Source organism: Sphingobium scionense (genome assembly GCF_014197035.1).
GTDB lineage: Bacteria > Pseudomonadota > Alphaproteobacteria > Sphingomonadales > Sphingomonadaceae > Sphingobium > Sphingobium scionense.
The window spans coordinates 24,542-40,268 of the sequence record NZ_JACIEU010000022.1; the positions used below are offsets into that span (position 1 = coordinate 24,542).

Annotated in this window: 18 protein-coding genes; 7 read left to right on the forward strand and 11 right to left on the reverse strand. The window is 65.4% G+C overall.

Features of this window, described 5'->3' with window-relative positions; translation table 11 throughout:
• Nucleotides 1–11: 11 nt before the first annotated feature.
• The 3 genes from GGQ90_RS21370 to GGQ90_RS21380 form a co-directional block, all read right to left on the reverse strand.
• The gene (locus GGQ90_RS21370) at nucleotides 12–932 is read right to left on the reverse strand and encodes a FecR family protein (RefSeq protein ID WP_246428366.1); all 921 of its coding nucleotides are present in this window, start codon (nucleotides 930–932) and stop codon (nucleotides 12–14) included.
• Between the two features lie 26 nt (nucleotides 933–958).
• A complete protein-coding gene (locus GGQ90_RS21375) occupies nucleotides 959–1,435 on the reverse strand; it encodes an RNA polymerase sigma factor (RefSeq protein ID WP_246428367.1) in 477 nt (158 codons plus the stop codon).
• Between the two features lie 147 nt (nucleotides 1,436–1,582).
• Nucleotides 1,583–1,867 (reverse strand): hypothetical protein, encoded by a 285-nt coding sequence (locus tag GGQ90_RS21380; RefSeq protein ID WP_188083901.1) that lies wholly within the window; start codon nucleotides 1,865–1,867, stop codon nucleotides 1,583–1,585.
• Here GGQ90_RS21380 and GGQ90_RS21385 point away from each other — a divergent pair.
• The 5 genes from GGQ90_RS21385 (at nucleotide 1,848) to GGQ90_RS21405 (ending at nucleotide 8,479) form a co-directional block, all read left to right on the forward strand.
• Complete coding sequence (locus GGQ90_RS21385) at nucleotides 1,848–4,151, forward strand: TonB-dependent receptor (RefSeq protein ID WP_188083902.1); 2,304 nt, start codon at nucleotides 1,848–1,850, stop codon at nucleotides 4,149–4,151. The two genes, GGQ90_RS21380 and GGQ90_RS21385, sit on opposite strands and share 20 nt — an antisense overlap.
• A 141-nt stretch (nucleotides 4,152–4,292) precedes the next feature.
• A complete protein-coding gene (locus GGQ90_RS21390) occupies nucleotides 4,293–4,682 on the forward strand; it encodes a nuclear transport factor 2 family protein (RefSeq protein ID WP_188083903.1) in 390 nt (129 codons plus the stop codon).
• Nucleotides 4,683–4,903: 221 nt separating this feature from the next.
• On the forward strand, nucleotides 4,904–5,947 hold the full coding sequence (locus tag GGQ90_RS21395; protein WP_188083904.1) for a choice-of-anchor A family protein: 1,044 nt from the start codon (nucleotides 4,904–4,906) through the stop codon (nucleotides 5,945–5,947).
• Nucleotides 5,948–6,091: 144 nt separating this feature from the next.
• Nucleotides 6,092–7,129: a rod shape-determining protein gene (locus GGQ90_RS21400; protein WP_281391456.1), complete on the forward strand. Its 1,038-nt coding sequence runs from the start codon at nucleotides 6,092–6,094 to the stop codon at nucleotides 7,127–7,129.
• A gap of 123 nt (nucleotides 7,130–7,252) precedes the next feature.
• Complete coding sequence (locus tag GGQ90_RS21405; RefSeq protein WP_188083905.1) at nucleotides 7,253–8,479, forward strand: NAD(P)/FAD-dependent oxidoreductase; 1,227 nt, start codon at nucleotides 7,253–7,255, stop codon at nucleotides 8,477–8,479.
• A gap of 128 nt (nucleotides 8,480–8,607) precedes the next feature.
• Here the strand turns inward: GGQ90_RS21405 and GGQ90_RS21410 are convergent, their stop codons facing one another.
• The 4 genes from GGQ90_RS21410 to GGQ90_RS21425 form a co-directional block, all read right to left on the reverse strand.
• Entirely contained in the window at nucleotides 8,608–8,757 is a 150-nt protein-coding gene (locus GGQ90_RS21410) for a hypothetical protein (RefSeq protein WP_188083906.1), read from the reverse strand.
• A gap of 278 nt (nucleotides 8,758–9,035) precedes the next feature.
• Complete coding sequence (locus GGQ90_RS21415) at nucleotides 9,036–10,037, reverse strand: SMP-30/gluconolactonase/LRE family protein (RefSeq protein WP_188083907.1); 1,002 nt, start codon at nucleotides 10,035–10,037, stop codon at nucleotides 9,036–9,038.
• Nucleotides 10,034–11,137: a Gfo/Idh/MocA family protein gene (locus GGQ90_RS21420; RefSeq protein WP_188083908.1), complete on the reverse strand. Its 1,104-nt coding sequence runs from the start codon at nucleotides 11,135–11,137 to the stop codon at nucleotides 10,034–10,036. The genes GGQ90_RS21415 and GGQ90_RS21420 overlap by 4 nt, the downstream gene beginning before the upstream one ends.
• Before the next feature lie 28 nt (nucleotides 11,138–11,165).
• Nucleotides 11,166–11,435 (reverse strand): helix-turn-helix domain-containing protein, encoded by a 270-nt coding sequence (locus GGQ90_RS21425; RefSeq protein ID WP_188083909.1) that lies wholly within the window; start codon nucleotides 11,433–11,435, stop codon nucleotides 11,166–11,168.
• Nucleotides 11,436–11,730: 295 nt separating this feature from the next.
• Between GGQ90_RS21425 and GGQ90_RS21430 the strand changes: the two genes are divergently transcribed.
• Nucleotides 11,731–13,077 carry a GntT/GntP/DsdX family permease gene (locus GGQ90_RS21430; RefSeq protein ID WP_048936503.1) on the forward strand — a complete coding sequence of 449 codons (1,347 nt, stop codon included), beginning with the start codon at nucleotides 11,731–11,733 and terminating at the stop codon, nucleotides 13,075–13,077.
• A gap of 125 nt (nucleotides 13,078–13,202) precedes the next feature.
• Complete coding sequence (locus GGQ90_RS21435) at nucleotides 13,203–13,880, forward strand: FadR/GntR family transcriptional regulator (RefSeq protein WP_188083910.1); 678 nt, start codon at nucleotides 13,203–13,205, stop codon at nucleotides 13,878–13,880.
• Between the two features lie 109 nt (nucleotides 13,881–13,989).
• On the opposite strand, the gene GGQ90_RS21440 is transcribed toward GGQ90_RS21435, so the two are convergent.
• The 4 genes from GGQ90_RS21440 to GGQ90_RS21455 form a co-directional block, all read right to left on the reverse strand.
• Entirely contained in the window at nucleotides 13,990–14,538 is a 549-nt protein-coding gene (locus tag GGQ90_RS21440; protein WP_188083911.1) for a hypothetical protein, read from the reverse strand.
• 156 nt (nucleotides 14,539–14,694) lie between these two features.
• Nucleotides 14,695–15,069, reverse strand: coding sequence for an STAS/SEC14 domain-containing protein (locus GGQ90_RS21445; protein ID WP_188083912.1), 375 nt, complete (start codon nucleotides 15,067–15,069; stop codon nucleotides 14,695–14,697).
• Nucleotides 15,070–15,128: 59 nt separating this feature from the next.
• A complete protein-coding gene (locus GGQ90_RS21450) occupies nucleotides 15,129–15,380 on the reverse strand; it encodes a hypothetical protein (RefSeq protein WP_161731905.1) in 252 nt (83 codons plus the stop codon).
• 102 nt (nucleotides 15,381–15,482) lie between these two features.
• A complete protein-coding gene (locus GGQ90_RS21455) occupies nucleotides 15,483–15,650 on the reverse strand; it encodes a hypothetical protein (RefSeq protein WP_188083913.1) in 168 nt (55 codons plus the stop codon).
• Nucleotides 15,651–15,727 lie beyond the last annotated feature (77 nt).

The window sequence follows — 15,727 nt, forward strand, 5'->3', positions numbered from 1 at the left end:
CGGCATTTTTTTCAGCCGCCCAGCAGAACCCGGTCGTCCACCTGCCGGACGGGCACCGACAGCAATTGCGACAGCGCCTGGCCCAGCGCGACATTGTCGCCCATCCGGTACATGCCGCTCACCCGCAAGGCCGCGGTGTGCGGATCGGCGATCACCAGCCGGGTCAGGCTGTAGCGATTGGCTTCCGCCGCCACGGCATCCAGCCGGTCGTCATGAAAGGCCGCCCGGCCGCTCTGCCAGGCCTGGGTGGTTTCGGCATCGGGCCGATCGACCTGCACGGCATCGGCGGCGTCGGTGCGGATGCGTTGCCCGGCGGCCAGGTGGCGTTGTCCGCCGTCGATAGCGACATCGGCCTGTCCGGCCAGCGCCGTCATCGCCAGCCTGTCATCATTGTCGCGCCGCACGTCGAACCGGCCGCTACCCGCCACGAAGCTGCCCCGACCGGCATCGATCGCAAAGGGCACCACTGTCGGCTTCACCGTCAGCGCCACACGCCCCCGTTCCAGCCACAGCCGCCGCCGGCTGGCGCTCGCCAGCACCCGGACATCGGTATCGGCGTCCAGGAACAGCGTCGATCCTTCGGGCAAGGTCAGTTGGCGCTGCTCGCCAATGCCGGTGCGATAGCGCGTGCCGGCCATCGCCGTCTGCATCATCGCCATGCCCCCGCCGCCCACCACCAGCGTGCCGGCGCAGGCTGCGATCATCCGACGGCGCGACAGGCTGCGCACCGGCGCGGGCACGGGCACGGGCACGGGCACGGGGCGCATCGCCGCATCGGTGCCGGGCACCAGCGCCCAGATATCGGTCGCCCGCTCGAAATCCGCCGCATGCGCAGGATCGGCCGCGATCCAGGCGCGAAAGGCCTGCTCGTCGTCCACCGTCCGTTCATCCGCATTCAGCCTTGCAATCCACTCGGCGGCGGTCCGGGCCATGGGGCGCTCACCGGGCATGTCGGGGCTCACCAATCCTTCGTCCATTCGCCAAGGAAGGTCATCGCCCTGGCCATATGCTTCTCGACCGCGCTCTGGCTTATTTCCAGCCGCTCGGCAATCTCGCGATATTTTAGATTGTCGATCCGCTGCAGCAGGAACACCTCGCGCGTCCGGGGCGGCAGCTTGTCGATCCCCTCCGACACGCGCCGCAACCGCGCCTGCGCCATCAGCGCCTCGTCCTGCAACGGCGCGCCGTCGCGCAGCAGCGCCAGCGCATCGTCGCCAGCGGCCGGCCCGCGCACCTTTTCCCGCCGATAGCTGTCCTTTGCCCGGTTGACCGCCGCGCGGACCAGGAAGGCTTCCTCATTATCGGGCCGTTCGGGCCGGGCCGCCATGCGGACATAGGCATCGTGCAACAGATCCTCGCTGTCGGAACGCCGGGTCATCCGCTCGACCTGCGCCAGCAGGCCGGCCCAGCCGGCCCATAGCCGCCGCGATGGCATATGCGTTTGTTCTTGAGGATGATCGCCCATGGGCAAGGCGACCTATCGTCATCGATAGTCAGTTTGATGACCGAACGATTTCAATTGGATGACGGTACATCCTGCGCGGACGGATCGTCATGGTGCAATCGCCGTGCCGTTCGCGCCTTAATCGCCCCGCAATCCGCCCAATGTCCAGGTCGCCATCCTGTGGAAGGCGATCGGCACATTGCCGCGCACCGACAGGCCCGGTGTGACAAGCGCCGGCTTGCCCCTGCCTTCTGCCTCCGATGCCGCGCGCGTCCCGTCCTTGCCTGCCCCATCGCCACGGGAAAAATCGACAGCAAAAATCGATAGCCACTCGCAATAGCATTGACAATGCGAATAGCTCTCAATAGCAGCCGCTGCAACAATCAAAAGGGGTTCTGAAACAATGGCGAAATATGGAAACACTCCCTCCTTCCTTGCTCTGAGCTGTGTCGGCGCGATCGCCTTCGCATCGGGCGCGCAGGCACAGGATAGCGCGCAGGGCCAGGCGCTGGGCGGCGTCACGGTCACCGACACCGCCATCGACGATGCCGCCGTGAAGGTGGAAAAGGCCGAGTCGCCCAAATATGTTCGCCGCCTCCTCGATACGCCGCAGACCATCACGGTGATCGGCAACCAGACCATCCAGAAGCAGAACCTCCTGACCCTGCGCGACGTGCTGTCGACCGTTCCGGGCATCACCTTCGGCGCGGGCGAAGGCGGCGGTGGCTATGGCGACAGCATCAATCTGCGCGGCCAGAGCGCCAACACCGACATCAGCATCGACGGCGTGCGCGACAGCGCCCAATATAGCCGCACCGATCCCTTCAATCTTGAGCAGATCGAAGTCACCAACGGCGCCAACTCCGTCTATGGCGGCTCGGGCGCGATCGGCGGCAACATCAACCTGGTGACCAAGCGCCCCAAGGCCGACAGCGAAACGCTGGTGCAGGGCGGCATCGGCACGTCGGACTATTATCGCGCGACCATCGACAGCAATGTCCGCGTCAACGACAAGATCGCCGTGCGCCTGAACGCCATGTATCATGAAAATGACGTCGCCCGGCGCGACTTCGACAGCTACAAGCGCTGGGGCGTGGCGCCCTCGGTCAAGCTGGGCGTGGACGGGCCGACCTCGCTGACCCTGCTCTACACCCATCAGGAAGACGAGAATACGCCGCTCTACGGCGTGCCCTATTACAAGAATGCGATCTATGACGGGCCGCTGCCCGGCGTCCCCTATAGCGGCTATTATGGCTACAAGAATCTGGACAAGCAGGATCAGACGATCGATCAGGCGACGGCGATCTTCGACCATCGTTTCAGCGACCTGCTGTCGGTCCGCAACCTGTCGCGCTGGCAGCGGGTCGAGCAGAATCTGGTCGTGAACCCGCCGCAGGGCAGCTATTGCTTGGCCAACGGCACGCTGCCGACCGGCGTGGCCTGCGCCGCCGGCCAGGTTCCGGGCATGTATTATCCCAGCGGCCCGCGTGGCGGCTTCCGGGACTCGGTCAACCAGACGCTCTACAATCAGCTCGACCTGACCTTCAACATTCCGGGCGGCCATACTCTGGTCGTCGGCACCTCGATGCTGCAGGAAGATTACACGCTCGACAATGGCAACGTCCTGCGCAACGCCAACGGTGCCACGCCGAACCCCACGCTCGATCCGATCAGCATCAGCAACCCGAACGGCATCTATACCGGCCCGGTCAACAAGATCCGGTCCGGCCACCAGATGGGCGACCTGTTCAATATCGCGACCTATGCCTTTGCTGCGGCCAAGATCGTCGATGGGCTCGAACTGAATGGCGGCGTCCGCTGGGAGCATAACCGCGCCCGCTTCCGTTCCGACACGATCGCGACCCCTGCCACCGGCGGCGCCTACACCACCGGCCCGCAGCAGAATGCGACCGACGATCTCTTCTCCTACCGCGTCGGCCTCGTCTACAAGCCGGCCGAAAATGCCAGCCTCTATGTCGCCTATGCCAACAGCAAGACGCCGACCGCGACCAGCGTGCGATCGGGCTGCGGCCTGGTGATCGTCGGCTCGGGCGGCAGCAACAATGCCTGCGAAGCCAAGCCTGAACAGGCGGTCAATTACGAAGTGGGTGGCAAGATCGACCTGTTCGACGGCGGCCTGCAGCTGACCGCCGCGCTGTTCCGCAACGAACGCACCAATTATCGCGTCGCCAGCAACGATCCTCTGATCGGCACGCTGCCGGTCAATGACGGCCGCAACCGCGTCGATGGCGTCACCCTGGGCGCATCGGGCAACATCACCGACGCCTGGACCATCTTCGCCAACTACACCTATCTCGATACGAAGGTGATCCAGAGCATCTCCGACTATCAGAAGGACCAGGGCGTCGTGGACGTGCAGGCCGGCAATCCGCTGACCAACACGCCCAAGCATTCGGGCAGCCTGTTCACCACCTACACCCTGCCCTTCGGGCTGCAGCTGGGCTATGGCCTGACCTATCAGGGCAGCTGGTATCTCAGCAATTCGAGCGCTGCGACCATGTACAAGGCGGACGATTATCTCGTTCACCGGGCGATGCTGTCCTACACGTTCGACGAGAAGCTGACCGCCCAGCTCAACGTCCAGAACTTCACCAACGAAAAATATTATACCAGCGTCCGCAACAATGGCTGGGCCAATCCGGGCGAAGGTCGCTCCTGGGTGCTGACCCTGGGCTACAAGCTCTAACCCCCCTCTCCCCGCCGGGCCGGCCATGCCCTCCTCGACATGGCCCGGTCTGGCGAACGGAACGCCCGCAGTCCGCTGCGGGCGTTCTTTTTTTGGCCTGACGGGCATGGCGATGACGACCCCGCCTGCTAAGGGATGCCCATGACCGCCACCGCCGATCTTGCCATCCGCCTGCGCCGCGCCAGTTTCAACCGGGCGCTCGCCGATGCCGACCTTGCCGCCATCGGCCCGATCCTGGCGCAGAATGTGGTGATGGTGACCGGCACCGACAGCGGCGTCATCGCCGGGCGCAAGGCGCAACTGATGGCCTGGAAGCGCGAATTTGCCGCGCCCGACCGCAGCATCTACACCCGCACGCCCGACACGATCCTCGTCTCGCCCATCGAACCGATCGCCTTCGAACATGGTCATTGGCAGGGCGTCGCCGCCTCGTCCGGCATCCTCATCGCCTCGGGCGCCTACACCGCCAAATGGCGACAGCGCGGCGATGAGTGGCTGATCGAGGCGGAACTTTACCTGACGCTGGCCTGATAGTTCCCGTCGGCCGATGCCAAGACGACCGGCCCCGCGCGCCAGGATAAAGGTTAATAAAATATTGCCGCGCCAGACCAACAGGACTATGGCACGCCAGCCCTCTCTTTGACGTCGCAGCGCCAGGATCGGGTTCGACAATGCTGGGAGCGGAAGGGGGGACTTCGCCGCAGGTCACGCTATCCATTGTGACGATGTGCGAAGACTTTTTAGTATCTATTATGAAAAAGACCAGTTTCATGGCTTCGGCGTCGCTGGCGTTGTTCGCCGCCGCCCCCGCTCATGCCTCCCCCGTCACCGGCGCCGACGCGCTGCGCGAATGGAATCTGGTCGTGCTGGGCGACCTGAATTCCTCTTCCGAAGTCGAGGGCCGCACCTTCGTCGGCGGTGACCTCACCGGCACATCCTCCAGCTACCAGATCAGCACGCCCGCCACCTCCGCGACCGGACAGGCCGGCCTCACCGTGGTCGGCAATGTCACCGGCGGCATCAAGAATTTGAACAACGGGTCGGGCGCGCTGGTCGGCGGCAATGTCGAAAGCGGCTTCAACCTCAATGGCGCGGCCCAGACGGTGAAGGCCGGCGGCACCATCAGCAACACCAATATCAACCAGAATAATGTCCAGTCCGGCCTTGCCACGTCGGACCCAGGCTTCGCCGCCAGCCTGGCGACGCAGGGCACGGTGCTGGCCGGCAGCATGAAGCAATTGTCGACCAACCTGTCGGGCCTGGCCGCCAACAGCGACATGGCGATCAGCGGCAACCGCGCCACCTTCAACGCCAGCCCCGACGCCAATGGCCTGGCCGTCTTCTCGATCAGCGCCGCCGACCTCGACAAGATTGGCGAGATCGCCTTCAACCTGAACGGCGCCGACACCGCGATCGTCAATGTCAGCGGCAGCGCAGTCAGCCTCAACGACAATTTCCTGGGCGGCACCGCCAATCTGGGCGAACATGTCATCTGGAATTTCGGCGACGCCCAGTCGCTCGACCTCACCAATAGCTGGGGCGGATCAGTGCTCGCCCCCTGGGCCGATGCGACCACCGCCAACTATATCCAGGGATCGGCCGTGTTCGGCAGCCTGACCCAGAATGGCGAGATGCATCTGGGCACCTATAGCGGCGGCTACACCCCGCCGATCGATCCGCCGACCGGCAGCAGCTCGGGCGGCACGCCGGTGCCCGAAGCGCCGGGCTGGACCTTGTTCCTGCTCGGCATAGCAGGGGTATTGCTCGGCCGCCGGTTGATGCGTAAAGCCGCCTGATCCGCCCTTCATCGCGCTTTCCAATCCCTTCACCCTCGGCCAGACGCGGGAAACGGACGGACTGGCGCAGCGCCCTTCTGATCGCCGCCGGGCGGCGGCACAGGGGGCCATTGTTTCACAATCTTTGCAGATCGCCGCTTTCCCATGAAAATGCCCCGCTTCTTCTCCTCGACCGCCTGCGACATGGCGATCGACCTTGGCACCGTGAATACCGTCATCCACGCCCGCGACCGCGGCATCGTGCTCAACGAACCGTCCGTCATCGCGATCGAGACCATTCGTGGCATGCGCAAGGTCAAGGTGGTCGGCAATGAAGCCAAGCTGATGATGGGCAAGACCCCGGCGAACATCCAGGCGATCCGCCCGCTGCGCGACGGCGTGATCGCCGACATCGATGTCGCCGAACAGATGATCAAGCATTTCGTCGAGAAGGCACAGGATGGCGGGCGTTTCGGCCGTCGCTATGATGTGGTGATCTGCGTGCCGACCGGCTCGACCATGGTCGAAAGGCGCGCGCTGCGCGATGCCGCCTCCAACGCCGGCGCGGCGCGGGTGCAGTTGATCGAGGAACCGATGGCGGCGGCGATCGGCGCCGGCCTGCCGGTCACCGAACCGCGCGGCGCGATGGTGGTCGATATCGGCGGCGGCACGACCGAGGTCGCCGTGCTGTCGCTCAACGGCATCGCCTACAGCAATTCGGCCCGTGTGGGCGGCGACAAGCTGGACGACGCGATCGCCTCGCATATCCGCCGCGTCCACAACCTGATGATCGGCGAAGCCACGGCCGAACGCGTCAAATGCGCGATCGGCTGCGCCACCCCGCCCGATGGCGAGGGCGAGCGGATCATCGTCAAGGGGCGCGACCTGGTGAACGGCCGCCCGGCCGAAATGACGATCAGCGAAGCGGAAATCTGTGACGCCCTGTCCGAACCGGTCGGCCAGATCAAGATGGCGGTGATGACCGCGCTGGAACAGACCGCGCCCGAACTCTCGTCCGACATCATCGATGAAGGGATTACCCTGACCGGCGGCGGCGCGCTGCTCCGCCGGCTCGACGAAGCGCTGTCGGAAGCGACCGGCCTGCCGGTGCGGATCGCGGAGATGCCGTTGATGTGCGTCGCCATGGGCGCCGGCAAGGCGCTGGAAGATCGTGCCTATGAAGGCGTTCTGACCATGTCCTGATCGGCGCGCACCGCCCCGACGATGGATGGCGCGTGCGGGCAGCCCGCGCCGCCACATCGACGCTTGCCAGCACCGCCAAATGCCGCCAAGCAAAGATCCTGAAAGAAGAGGATGCGCGGGCGGATGAGCTATTATGACGTTCTGATCGTGGGAGCCGGCCATGCCGGCGCACAGGCGGCGATCTCGCTGCGCCAGCACGGTTTTGAAGGCAGCGTCGGCATGATCGGCGACGAGAAGGATCCGCCCTATGAGCGCCCCCCCCTCTCCAAGGAATATTTCGCCGGCGACAAGAGCTTCGAGCGCATCCTGATCCGCCCCGCCGCTTTCTGGGCCGAGCGCAAGATCGATATGCTGCTGGGCAAGCGGGTCAAAAGCGTAGATCCGGTCGGCAAGTTCGTCACCGTGGGCGACGAGGAAATCGGCTATGACAAGCTGATCTGGTGTACCGGCGGTTCGCCCCGTATGCTGACCTGCAGCGGCGCCGAAGCCGCCAACGTCCATGCCGTGCGCCGCCGCGACGATGTCGATGCGATGATGGCGAAGATCGACAGCGTCAGCCATGTCACCATCATCGGCGGTGGCTATATCGGGCTGGAGGCGGCCGCCGTCCTCTCCAAATTCGGCAAGACCGTCGTGCTGCTCGAAGCGCTCGACAGGGTGCTGGCGCGCGTCGCGGGCGAGGATCTCTCGCGCTTCTATGAAGCCGAACATCGCGCCCATGGCGTCGACCTGCGCACCGACACGAAGATGGACTGTATCGAAGTGACGGATGGCCGGGCAACCGCCGTGCTGATGCAGGACGGCGAGCGGATCGAGACCGACATGGTGATCGTGGGCATCGGCATCGTGCCCGAAACCGGCCCGCTGATCGCGGCCGGCGCGGCCGGTGGCAATGGCGTCGATGTCGACGAATATTGCCGCACCTCGCTGCCCGACATCTATGCCGTAGGCGATTGCGCGTCCCACGCCAACCGCTTTGCCGGCGGCGCGCAGATGCGCCTCGAATCCGTCCAGAATGCCAATGACCAGGCCAAGGTCGCGGTCGCCCACATCCTCGGCAAGGCAGAAGCCTATGACGCCGTGCCCTGGTTCTGGTCGAACCAATATGATCTCAAGCTCCAGACCGTGGGCCTCTCGACCGGCTTCGACCAGACCGTGCTGCGCGGCGACCCCGCCACCCGCAGCTTCTCGGTCGTCTATCTGAAGGGCGGCAAGGTGATCGCGCTCGACTGCGTCAATGCGGTCAAGGACTATGTCCAGGGCCGCGCCCATGTGCTGTCGGGCGCGCATCTCGACCCCGCACAACTGGCCGATGCCGGCATCCCGCTCAAGGAAGTGGGCCTCGCCTGACGAAGCCAGGTTCGGCGCCCTGCCTGCGCCCTTACTCCTGCGCACCGGCGTCACTGCATGAAGAGCGCGCAAAAAGGGCCGCCCCGACAGGGACGGCCCTTTCTCATGCTATGGGTCGCATGAAAGGATCAGCGCTGCTCGCGGTCCTGATCGTCGCGGCGCTCCTGCTGGCCGCCGCCCTGCTGGCGACGCTGTTCGTCCTGCTGGTTCTGCTGGTCCGGCTTGCCGGGCTGGCCGCCCTGCTGACCGGGATTCTGGTTCTGATTCTGATTGGCCATGTCTTCTCTCCTGAAGCCTGTCCGTCTGAGGTGGAAGCGCTTCGCGCTTTCACCGATGGCGTGAATCAGGCTTTATTCTTTGATGATAGACCTTGATTCACGCTTCAGGGGGCTTGGCCCTGAAGCGATCAAGGTCTAGCGGGCGTCGTAACCCGCCAGCGCTCAACCGGAGCCGGTGCGACGATGTTCCGAAAAATCGTGCTGATCGAGATCAAGGCTGGGGCAAGTTTCTGGAAACGCGCCCTATTTCCTGTCGATCCCGCGCCTTGAGCCGATCGCTAGCGCACCAGCGGCACTGCGGCCAGCCGGTCGGCCGATGTCAGGAACAGCGTCGCGCCGCCCTCGCCGATGCAGCAATTGGCGATCGCCTTGCCGGTGCGGATCTTGCCGAGCAATCTGCCGTCGGGCGCGCAGACATGGACGCCGCCGGGGCCGGTGGCAAAGACGGTGCCGTCGGGCGCGGTCTTTATCCCGTCGGGCAGGCCCGGCTCGCCCGCCGCCAGTTCCTTGCCCATATCGCGGAACAGGCGCTGGCCGGTCGGCAGGCCGTCCGCGCCCAGGCTATAGGCCAGCACCTGCGGCCGTTTCTCGTCCGACAGCGCCAGATACAGCGTGCGACCGTCGGGCGACAGGGTCACGCCATTGGGCCGGCGATGGCTGCCGTCGATCAGCGTTACGGTGCCATCGGGCGTCAGGCGATAGAGGCCGTTGAAGCCGATCTCGCGCAGCGATGACGTGTCGCCATCGGTCAGGCCATAGGGCGGGTCGCTGAAATAGATGCTGCCATCGGCGGCGATGGTCAGGTCATTGGGGCTGTTGAAGCGCTTGCCCTGATAGCGATCGGCCAGGATGGTCCGCGCCTTCGTCTTGAGGACCACCCGCACGATCGCGCGCGTGCCGCTGTCGGCGCCGACCAGATGGCCGTCCCTGTCGATCGCAATGCCGTTGAGGCCGGCTTCGCGGATGTCCTTCGGTATCGCCGTCTGCAGGCCGGAGGGCGACAGGAAGGGCGTTACGCCCTCCTTGCGGGTCCAGCGATAGACGATGTTGGACGGCGGATCGCCGAACAGCAGCGCGTCGATCGGCGCGGCCCAGCTCGGCCCCTCGGCCCAGCGATAGCCTTGCGCCAATATTGTCACCTGCGCGCCGGGCGCGATGATGCGATCCAGCGCCGGGTCGATCCGGTCGATCCGCGCGGCGGGCAGGTCGGCGGCACGCGCAAGGGCATGGGTGAGCGGCAGGGCGGCCATCCCGGCCAGCAGGGTGCGACGATCGATCATGCGGACAGGCTAACCGAACGATGCTCCGCCGCCGAGCGATAGATCGCCTCGATCACGCGCAGGTCCGCGAGGCCCTCCTCGCCCGCGACGATCGGCGCGGTGCCGTTCGCGATGCATTCGGGCAGATGGTCGAGCTGGGCGGCAAACTGGTTCTTCGCCGGCACCGGCAGGCTGCGCGGCGCGGTCACGCCATCCTTGCGGATCATCATCGTCTGGCCGCTATATTGGGTCGCGGGTTCCATATCGATCCAGCCCTGGGTGCCGATCACCCGATAGCCATTATGGGCCGAGCTGTAGCTCGACACGCAATTGGCGATGATGCCCGAGGGGAAGCGCAGCATGAAATCGATCCGGTCCTCCACGCTGGCAAAGCGCGGATCGCTGCGGTCGGTGCTGGCGATCGCGCTGACCTCCACCGGCTCCTCGCCGGTCAGGTAGCGCGCGGCGTTCAGGCTGTAGATGCCGATGTCCATCATCGATCCACCGCCGGACAAGGGACGGTCGAGCCGCCATTGCCCGGCCTTGATCGGGAAGCCATGTTCGGCGGTGATGATGCGCGTCGGCCCGACATGGCCGCCCCGCGCCAGCTCGATCGCCAGCCTGTTATAAGGCTCGAAGCGCGATCGATAGCCGATCATCAGCTTGCGCCCGGCCTTGGCGCAGGCGGCGATCATCGCCTGGCATTCGGCCGCCGACACCGCCATCGGCTTCTCGCACATCACATGCTTGCCGGCCTGCGCGGCGCGGATGCTATATTCGGCATGCAGGCTGTTGGGCAGGACGATATAGACGATGTCGATATCGGGATTGTCGCCAATGCGGTCGAACTCGGCATAGCTGTAGCGATGCGTTTTCGGGATGCCGTACTGGTCGCCATATTGCGCCAGCTTGGCCGGCGTGCCGCTGACCAGCGCGACCAGCTTCGCATGGTCGCACCCCGCGAAATTGGGCATGATCTGCTGCGTGGCATAATAGCCCAGGCCCACGATGGCATAGCCCAGCTTGCGCGGTGGCGCGGCGCAGGCGGTCGTGCCGCCCATGCCGGCCAGCACCAGCCCGGCGCCGATGCCTCCCATCAGTTCCCGTCGCGAACGATCCATGCGGCGTCTCCCGCCAAGAGGGTAGTGTTCAGTCCGCGGCGCGGCTCAGCGCCGGACGCATCCAGCCGAAATGGCTGGCGGCAATGGCGACCTGGGTGCGGTTGCGGACGTTGAGCTTGCGCATCAGGGCGGTCATATGGACCTTCACCGTCGCCTCGGCCATGCCCAGCTCATAGGCGATCTGCTTGTTGAGCAGGCCCGAATGAACGCAGCGCATCACCTTCATCTGTGTCGGCGTGAGATGTGGGGTGTCGGGGACCATCTGGTCCTGGCGATCGAGAATATGCAGATCCTGCATCCTGCCTCTCCCTGTGATTGATCCGCGTTGGGGCCTGGTTCGGCCCAGGATTCGTTAGCGCTAACGATACTGGAATCAGTCAGACAGGTTCAAGCGGAATTTTGCAATATTCGGGAAATAACCTAGCCTGTGGCGGAAATACGGCTATAACCTGTCCAACAGATTTTCGGGATTCGCCACGCGGATCATCGATCGGGCATAAGAAAGAGAGGGTGGGGATGGCGTTACCATATCGTCGATCGGGGCCGTGCGGCCGGGGCATCAGCCGGGCTGGGGAAATGGGAGTTTCTGCCCGATGACCCCCGCCGACTATCGCCTGCTGATCGCCGCCGTCATCGGCATCGCCCTCTCCATCGCCCTCATCATCCGCGGCCGGCTTCATCCCTTTGTCGGCCTGCTCTGCGGCGCCTTCACCGTCGGCCTGATCGCCGGCCTGCCGATGGAGGAAACCGCCAAGGCGGTCGAAAAGGGCGCGGGCACCATATTGGGCGGCACCGGCCTGGTCGTCGCGCTGGGCCTAGGCCTCGGCGCCATGCTGCAATTGTCGGACGGCGCCGGCGGCCTTGCCCGCTCGGCGCTGCGCATCTCCGGCGTGAAGGGCGCACCCTGGGCCAGCCTGTTCACCGCCATCGTCATCGGCCTGCCGCTCTTCTTCGAAACTGGCCTCGTCCTGCTGCTGCCGATCGTCGCGTCGGCCGCCGCCGCGCTGCCGGCCGGGCAAAATGGCGATACCGCCAAGCTCAAGCTGATGCTGCCCGCGCTGTCGGGCCTGTCGGTCGTCCATGCGCTGGTGCCGCCGCATCCGGGGCCGTTGCTCGCAGTCAATGCGCTCGGCGCCAATCTCGGCCTCACCCTTCTCTATGGCCTGATCGTCGGCATCCCGACCGCGATCATCGCCGGCCCCTTGCTTGCCCGCTTCACCGCGCCCGGCGTAAAACTGAACCCGCCGCTGCTTGATCCGGTGAAGGTCGATGTCGCCACCCCCTCGGTCGGCCGCGCGCTCGCTGCCGTGCTGCTGCCGGTGGTGCTGATCGCTGCGGGACAGGCGGTGGCGCTGCTGCCGGCGTCGGTCGCGCCGCATTTCCACTGGCTCGGCTGGGTCAGCGATCCGGTCGTCGCGCTGCTGATCGCGGTGCTGGTGGCGCTGCCGCTGCTGTTCGGCCGCCGCATCACCGATGCGAAGATCCAGAACGCGATCTGGACCGAGGCGATGATCCCGGCCGGCGGCATCATCCTGGCGATCGGCGCGGGCGGCGCGCTCAAGCAGGTGCTGGTCACGGCCGGCCTCTCCGACCTGCTGGTCCGCTTTGCCGCCGGCGGCGCGATCTCGCCGATCCTGCTCGCCTGGGGCGTGTCGGTCTGCATCCGCCTCGCCACAGGCTCCGCCACCGTCGCGACGATCACCACCGCCGGCGTGATGCAGGGGCTGGTCGCCGCCTCGGGCGTGGAGCCCGAATGGATGGTGCTGGCGATCGGCGCGGGTTCGCTCTTCTTCTCTCACGTCAACGATCCCGGCTTCTGGCTGGTCAAATCCTATCTCGGCACCGACATGCCGGGCACGTTCAAGACCTGGTCGATCATGGAAACCGTGGTTGCGGTCGTCGGCCTGCTGCTGGTGCTGGTCGCCAGCAGCATCTTCTGAACGGAACGCTGCTGGTGCTGGTCGCCAGCAGCATCTTCTGAACGGAACGCTGCTGGCGCTTGTCGTCAGCAGCCTCCAATGGCTAGGAGAGCCGGGATGCGGAAAATCGATCCACAGGTGCGCCGATGAACCAGGCCCGATTGTCCGACCATGCCTATGCCGGCATTGTCGAGATCATCAACGACCAGGATCTGGCTGTCGGTGACCGCCTGCCGTCGGAGGCGGCGCTGGCGGAGCGGTTCGGCGTCTCCCGCGCGATCGTGCGCGAGGCGCTGGTCCGCCTTGCCTCGGACGGCATTACCGAGGCGCGCCGGGGCGCCGGCTCCTTCGTCAAGAGCCGCCCGTCGCAGCGGCTCGCCGCCTTCATGCCGGCGACCGAACTGCCTGCGACGCTGGGCAGTTACGAGGTCCGCTTCGTGCTGGAGGCGGAGGCTGCGCGCCTCGCCGCCACCCGCCGCAGCCCGATCGAAATGGCGCATGTCGAGGAAGGGATGGAGATGCTGCGCATTGCCCTCCTGTCGAGCGAACCGGCCCATGACGAGGATATGGAACTGCACCGCCGCATTGCCGAGGCGACCGGCAACCCGGCCTTCCTGATCGCCTTCGACGCGCTCCATGCCGATGTCGACAAGGTGATGCGCGCGGGCGTCGACATCAGCCGATCGCGCCCGCCCGAGGTGATCGCGACCATGCTGCGCGAACATGAACAGATCGTCGCCGCCATCCGCGCGCAAGATTCCGAAGGCGCGGCCCTCGCGATGCGCTGGCATTTGTGGGAAGGGCGCCGCCGGCTGATGCCGTAATGGGCGCTTACGCCCCCCGAAGACACAGGGAGGTCTGGAGGCTAGGAATGCAGCCTGATTCCCGCCATCGGTGAAAGCGCGGAGCGCTCCCACCTCAGACGATCAGGCTCTAGTTCGCCTTGGACAGGTCTACCTTCTCGACCCATTCGGGGTAGAAGGTCGGCTCGCGGTTGGACCAGCCGATCGCCGTGGCTGCCGCCTCGCTGATCGACTGCAGCAGCAGCCGGCGCTTTTCGGGATGAAGATGCGGCAGGCTCGCCGCCGCGCAGAAGGCACCCGGCAGCCAGGGCCGCGCCCCCGCCCCCAGCAACCGCTCATACAGGAAGCGATAGGCCGAGAAGCTCGCCAGCCGGTCCTGCCCCAGGTCGAAGGCGGATACCGTCACCAGCGGCGCCATGAACGGCTCCACCTGGTCCAGCCCGCTATCGTCGGGGACATGCGCCTTGATCTCGTCCAGTCGGCCATAGATGCGCGCCTGGGCGCGGATGCTGGCTTCCTCGACCATGTCGCGCGACCATAGCTTCATCGCGTCGCGGCGATGCAGCCCGATGTCCAGCGATCGGCGAATATATCTCTGCGTGGCCGACGGGAAACTGGCGAATTCCCGCAATTCCGCCAGGGTAATGGCCCCGTCCGCCGGTCTTGCACTCGTGCCCATTGCTCATGCCCTCCGACGTGAAGTCGATCAGTAGAACATGCGCCCACCATGGTTAGCAAAGGCTTAACAGGCACCTGTTCCACCGATTGTCACAAGGGACCAGATTTCTTTTTGCAGTGCAACATGATATTTTTGTGAAATGCGACGGACGGAGGATTATGCCCCGGCTTCAACCGCTTCGGGTGCCAGCAGCCAGGCAAGTCCAGCCGTCGCATCGTCGAAAATCTGGAGATAGGGCTGTTTCATTTCCCGCTTCACCTGTAACCGCGTGATCGCGCTGCCGGTGATGATGGCGATCCGCCGTGCCTTGGGGAAATCACCCAGATTCGCGCGGAAGGACGCGACCGCCTCCTGTGGCTGGGCCGAACTCTCGCTCATGTCCATGCGCAGCAGATAGCCCGGCTTGAACCCCTCGGCGACGAAACGCGCCTTGCACTCGCGGGCATAGGCGGCGACCTCCTGCGCTGTGAACAGCATGGACCATTTGATGTCGAGCAGGTTCAGATCATGGCGAAATTCTATTCGATACATGGCGCAGCCTCCTGCGCGCTCCCTGCCATGACCGGGTTAATATTTCGCCTTCCGCCGGTTCAGCCGGCGCGCCGCTCCAGCACCGCGCCGATCATGCTGCGCCACACCGCCACGTCGCCGGCCCGCGCCATGTCGGCATCGGGTTCGCGCAACGTGTGCAATATCGCATAGGCATCGTCGACATGGTCGGGCCATGCCGCATCCACCGCGCCCGCCGCATGGGGATCCTTGCCGCCGCCATTCAGGCTCAGCTGGCGCCCCGCCAGGACGCGGGCAATACGTTCGATCGCGGGGGTGGTGGAAGTCGGCATCGTGGTCAGCTCCTCTCGCGCGGGGAAGCCGGTCCTGCCGCCTGATGGCGGTCAGGGCCGCGCTTGCCCGACTGGAATAACATGGATTTTCGCGGCCCGCTATCAGGCACGTCCGGACTTTTCGGGTTCCGGCTTATCGGGAAAGCCCGAAGATGGCACCGGTTCGCCATCATCGTCCGGCCGGCTGGTCGCGGGCGGGTCCGACGCGTCCATGCTGTCTTCCAGCGCGTCATCCAGCTTCTTCTCGCTCTCGCGCGTCGTGTCGCTCATGTTCGCTCTCCTTTTTCCCTGCCAGATCAACCGACAGGGACCAGCACCGGTTCCCCGCGTCGCCGCTTCGACAAACC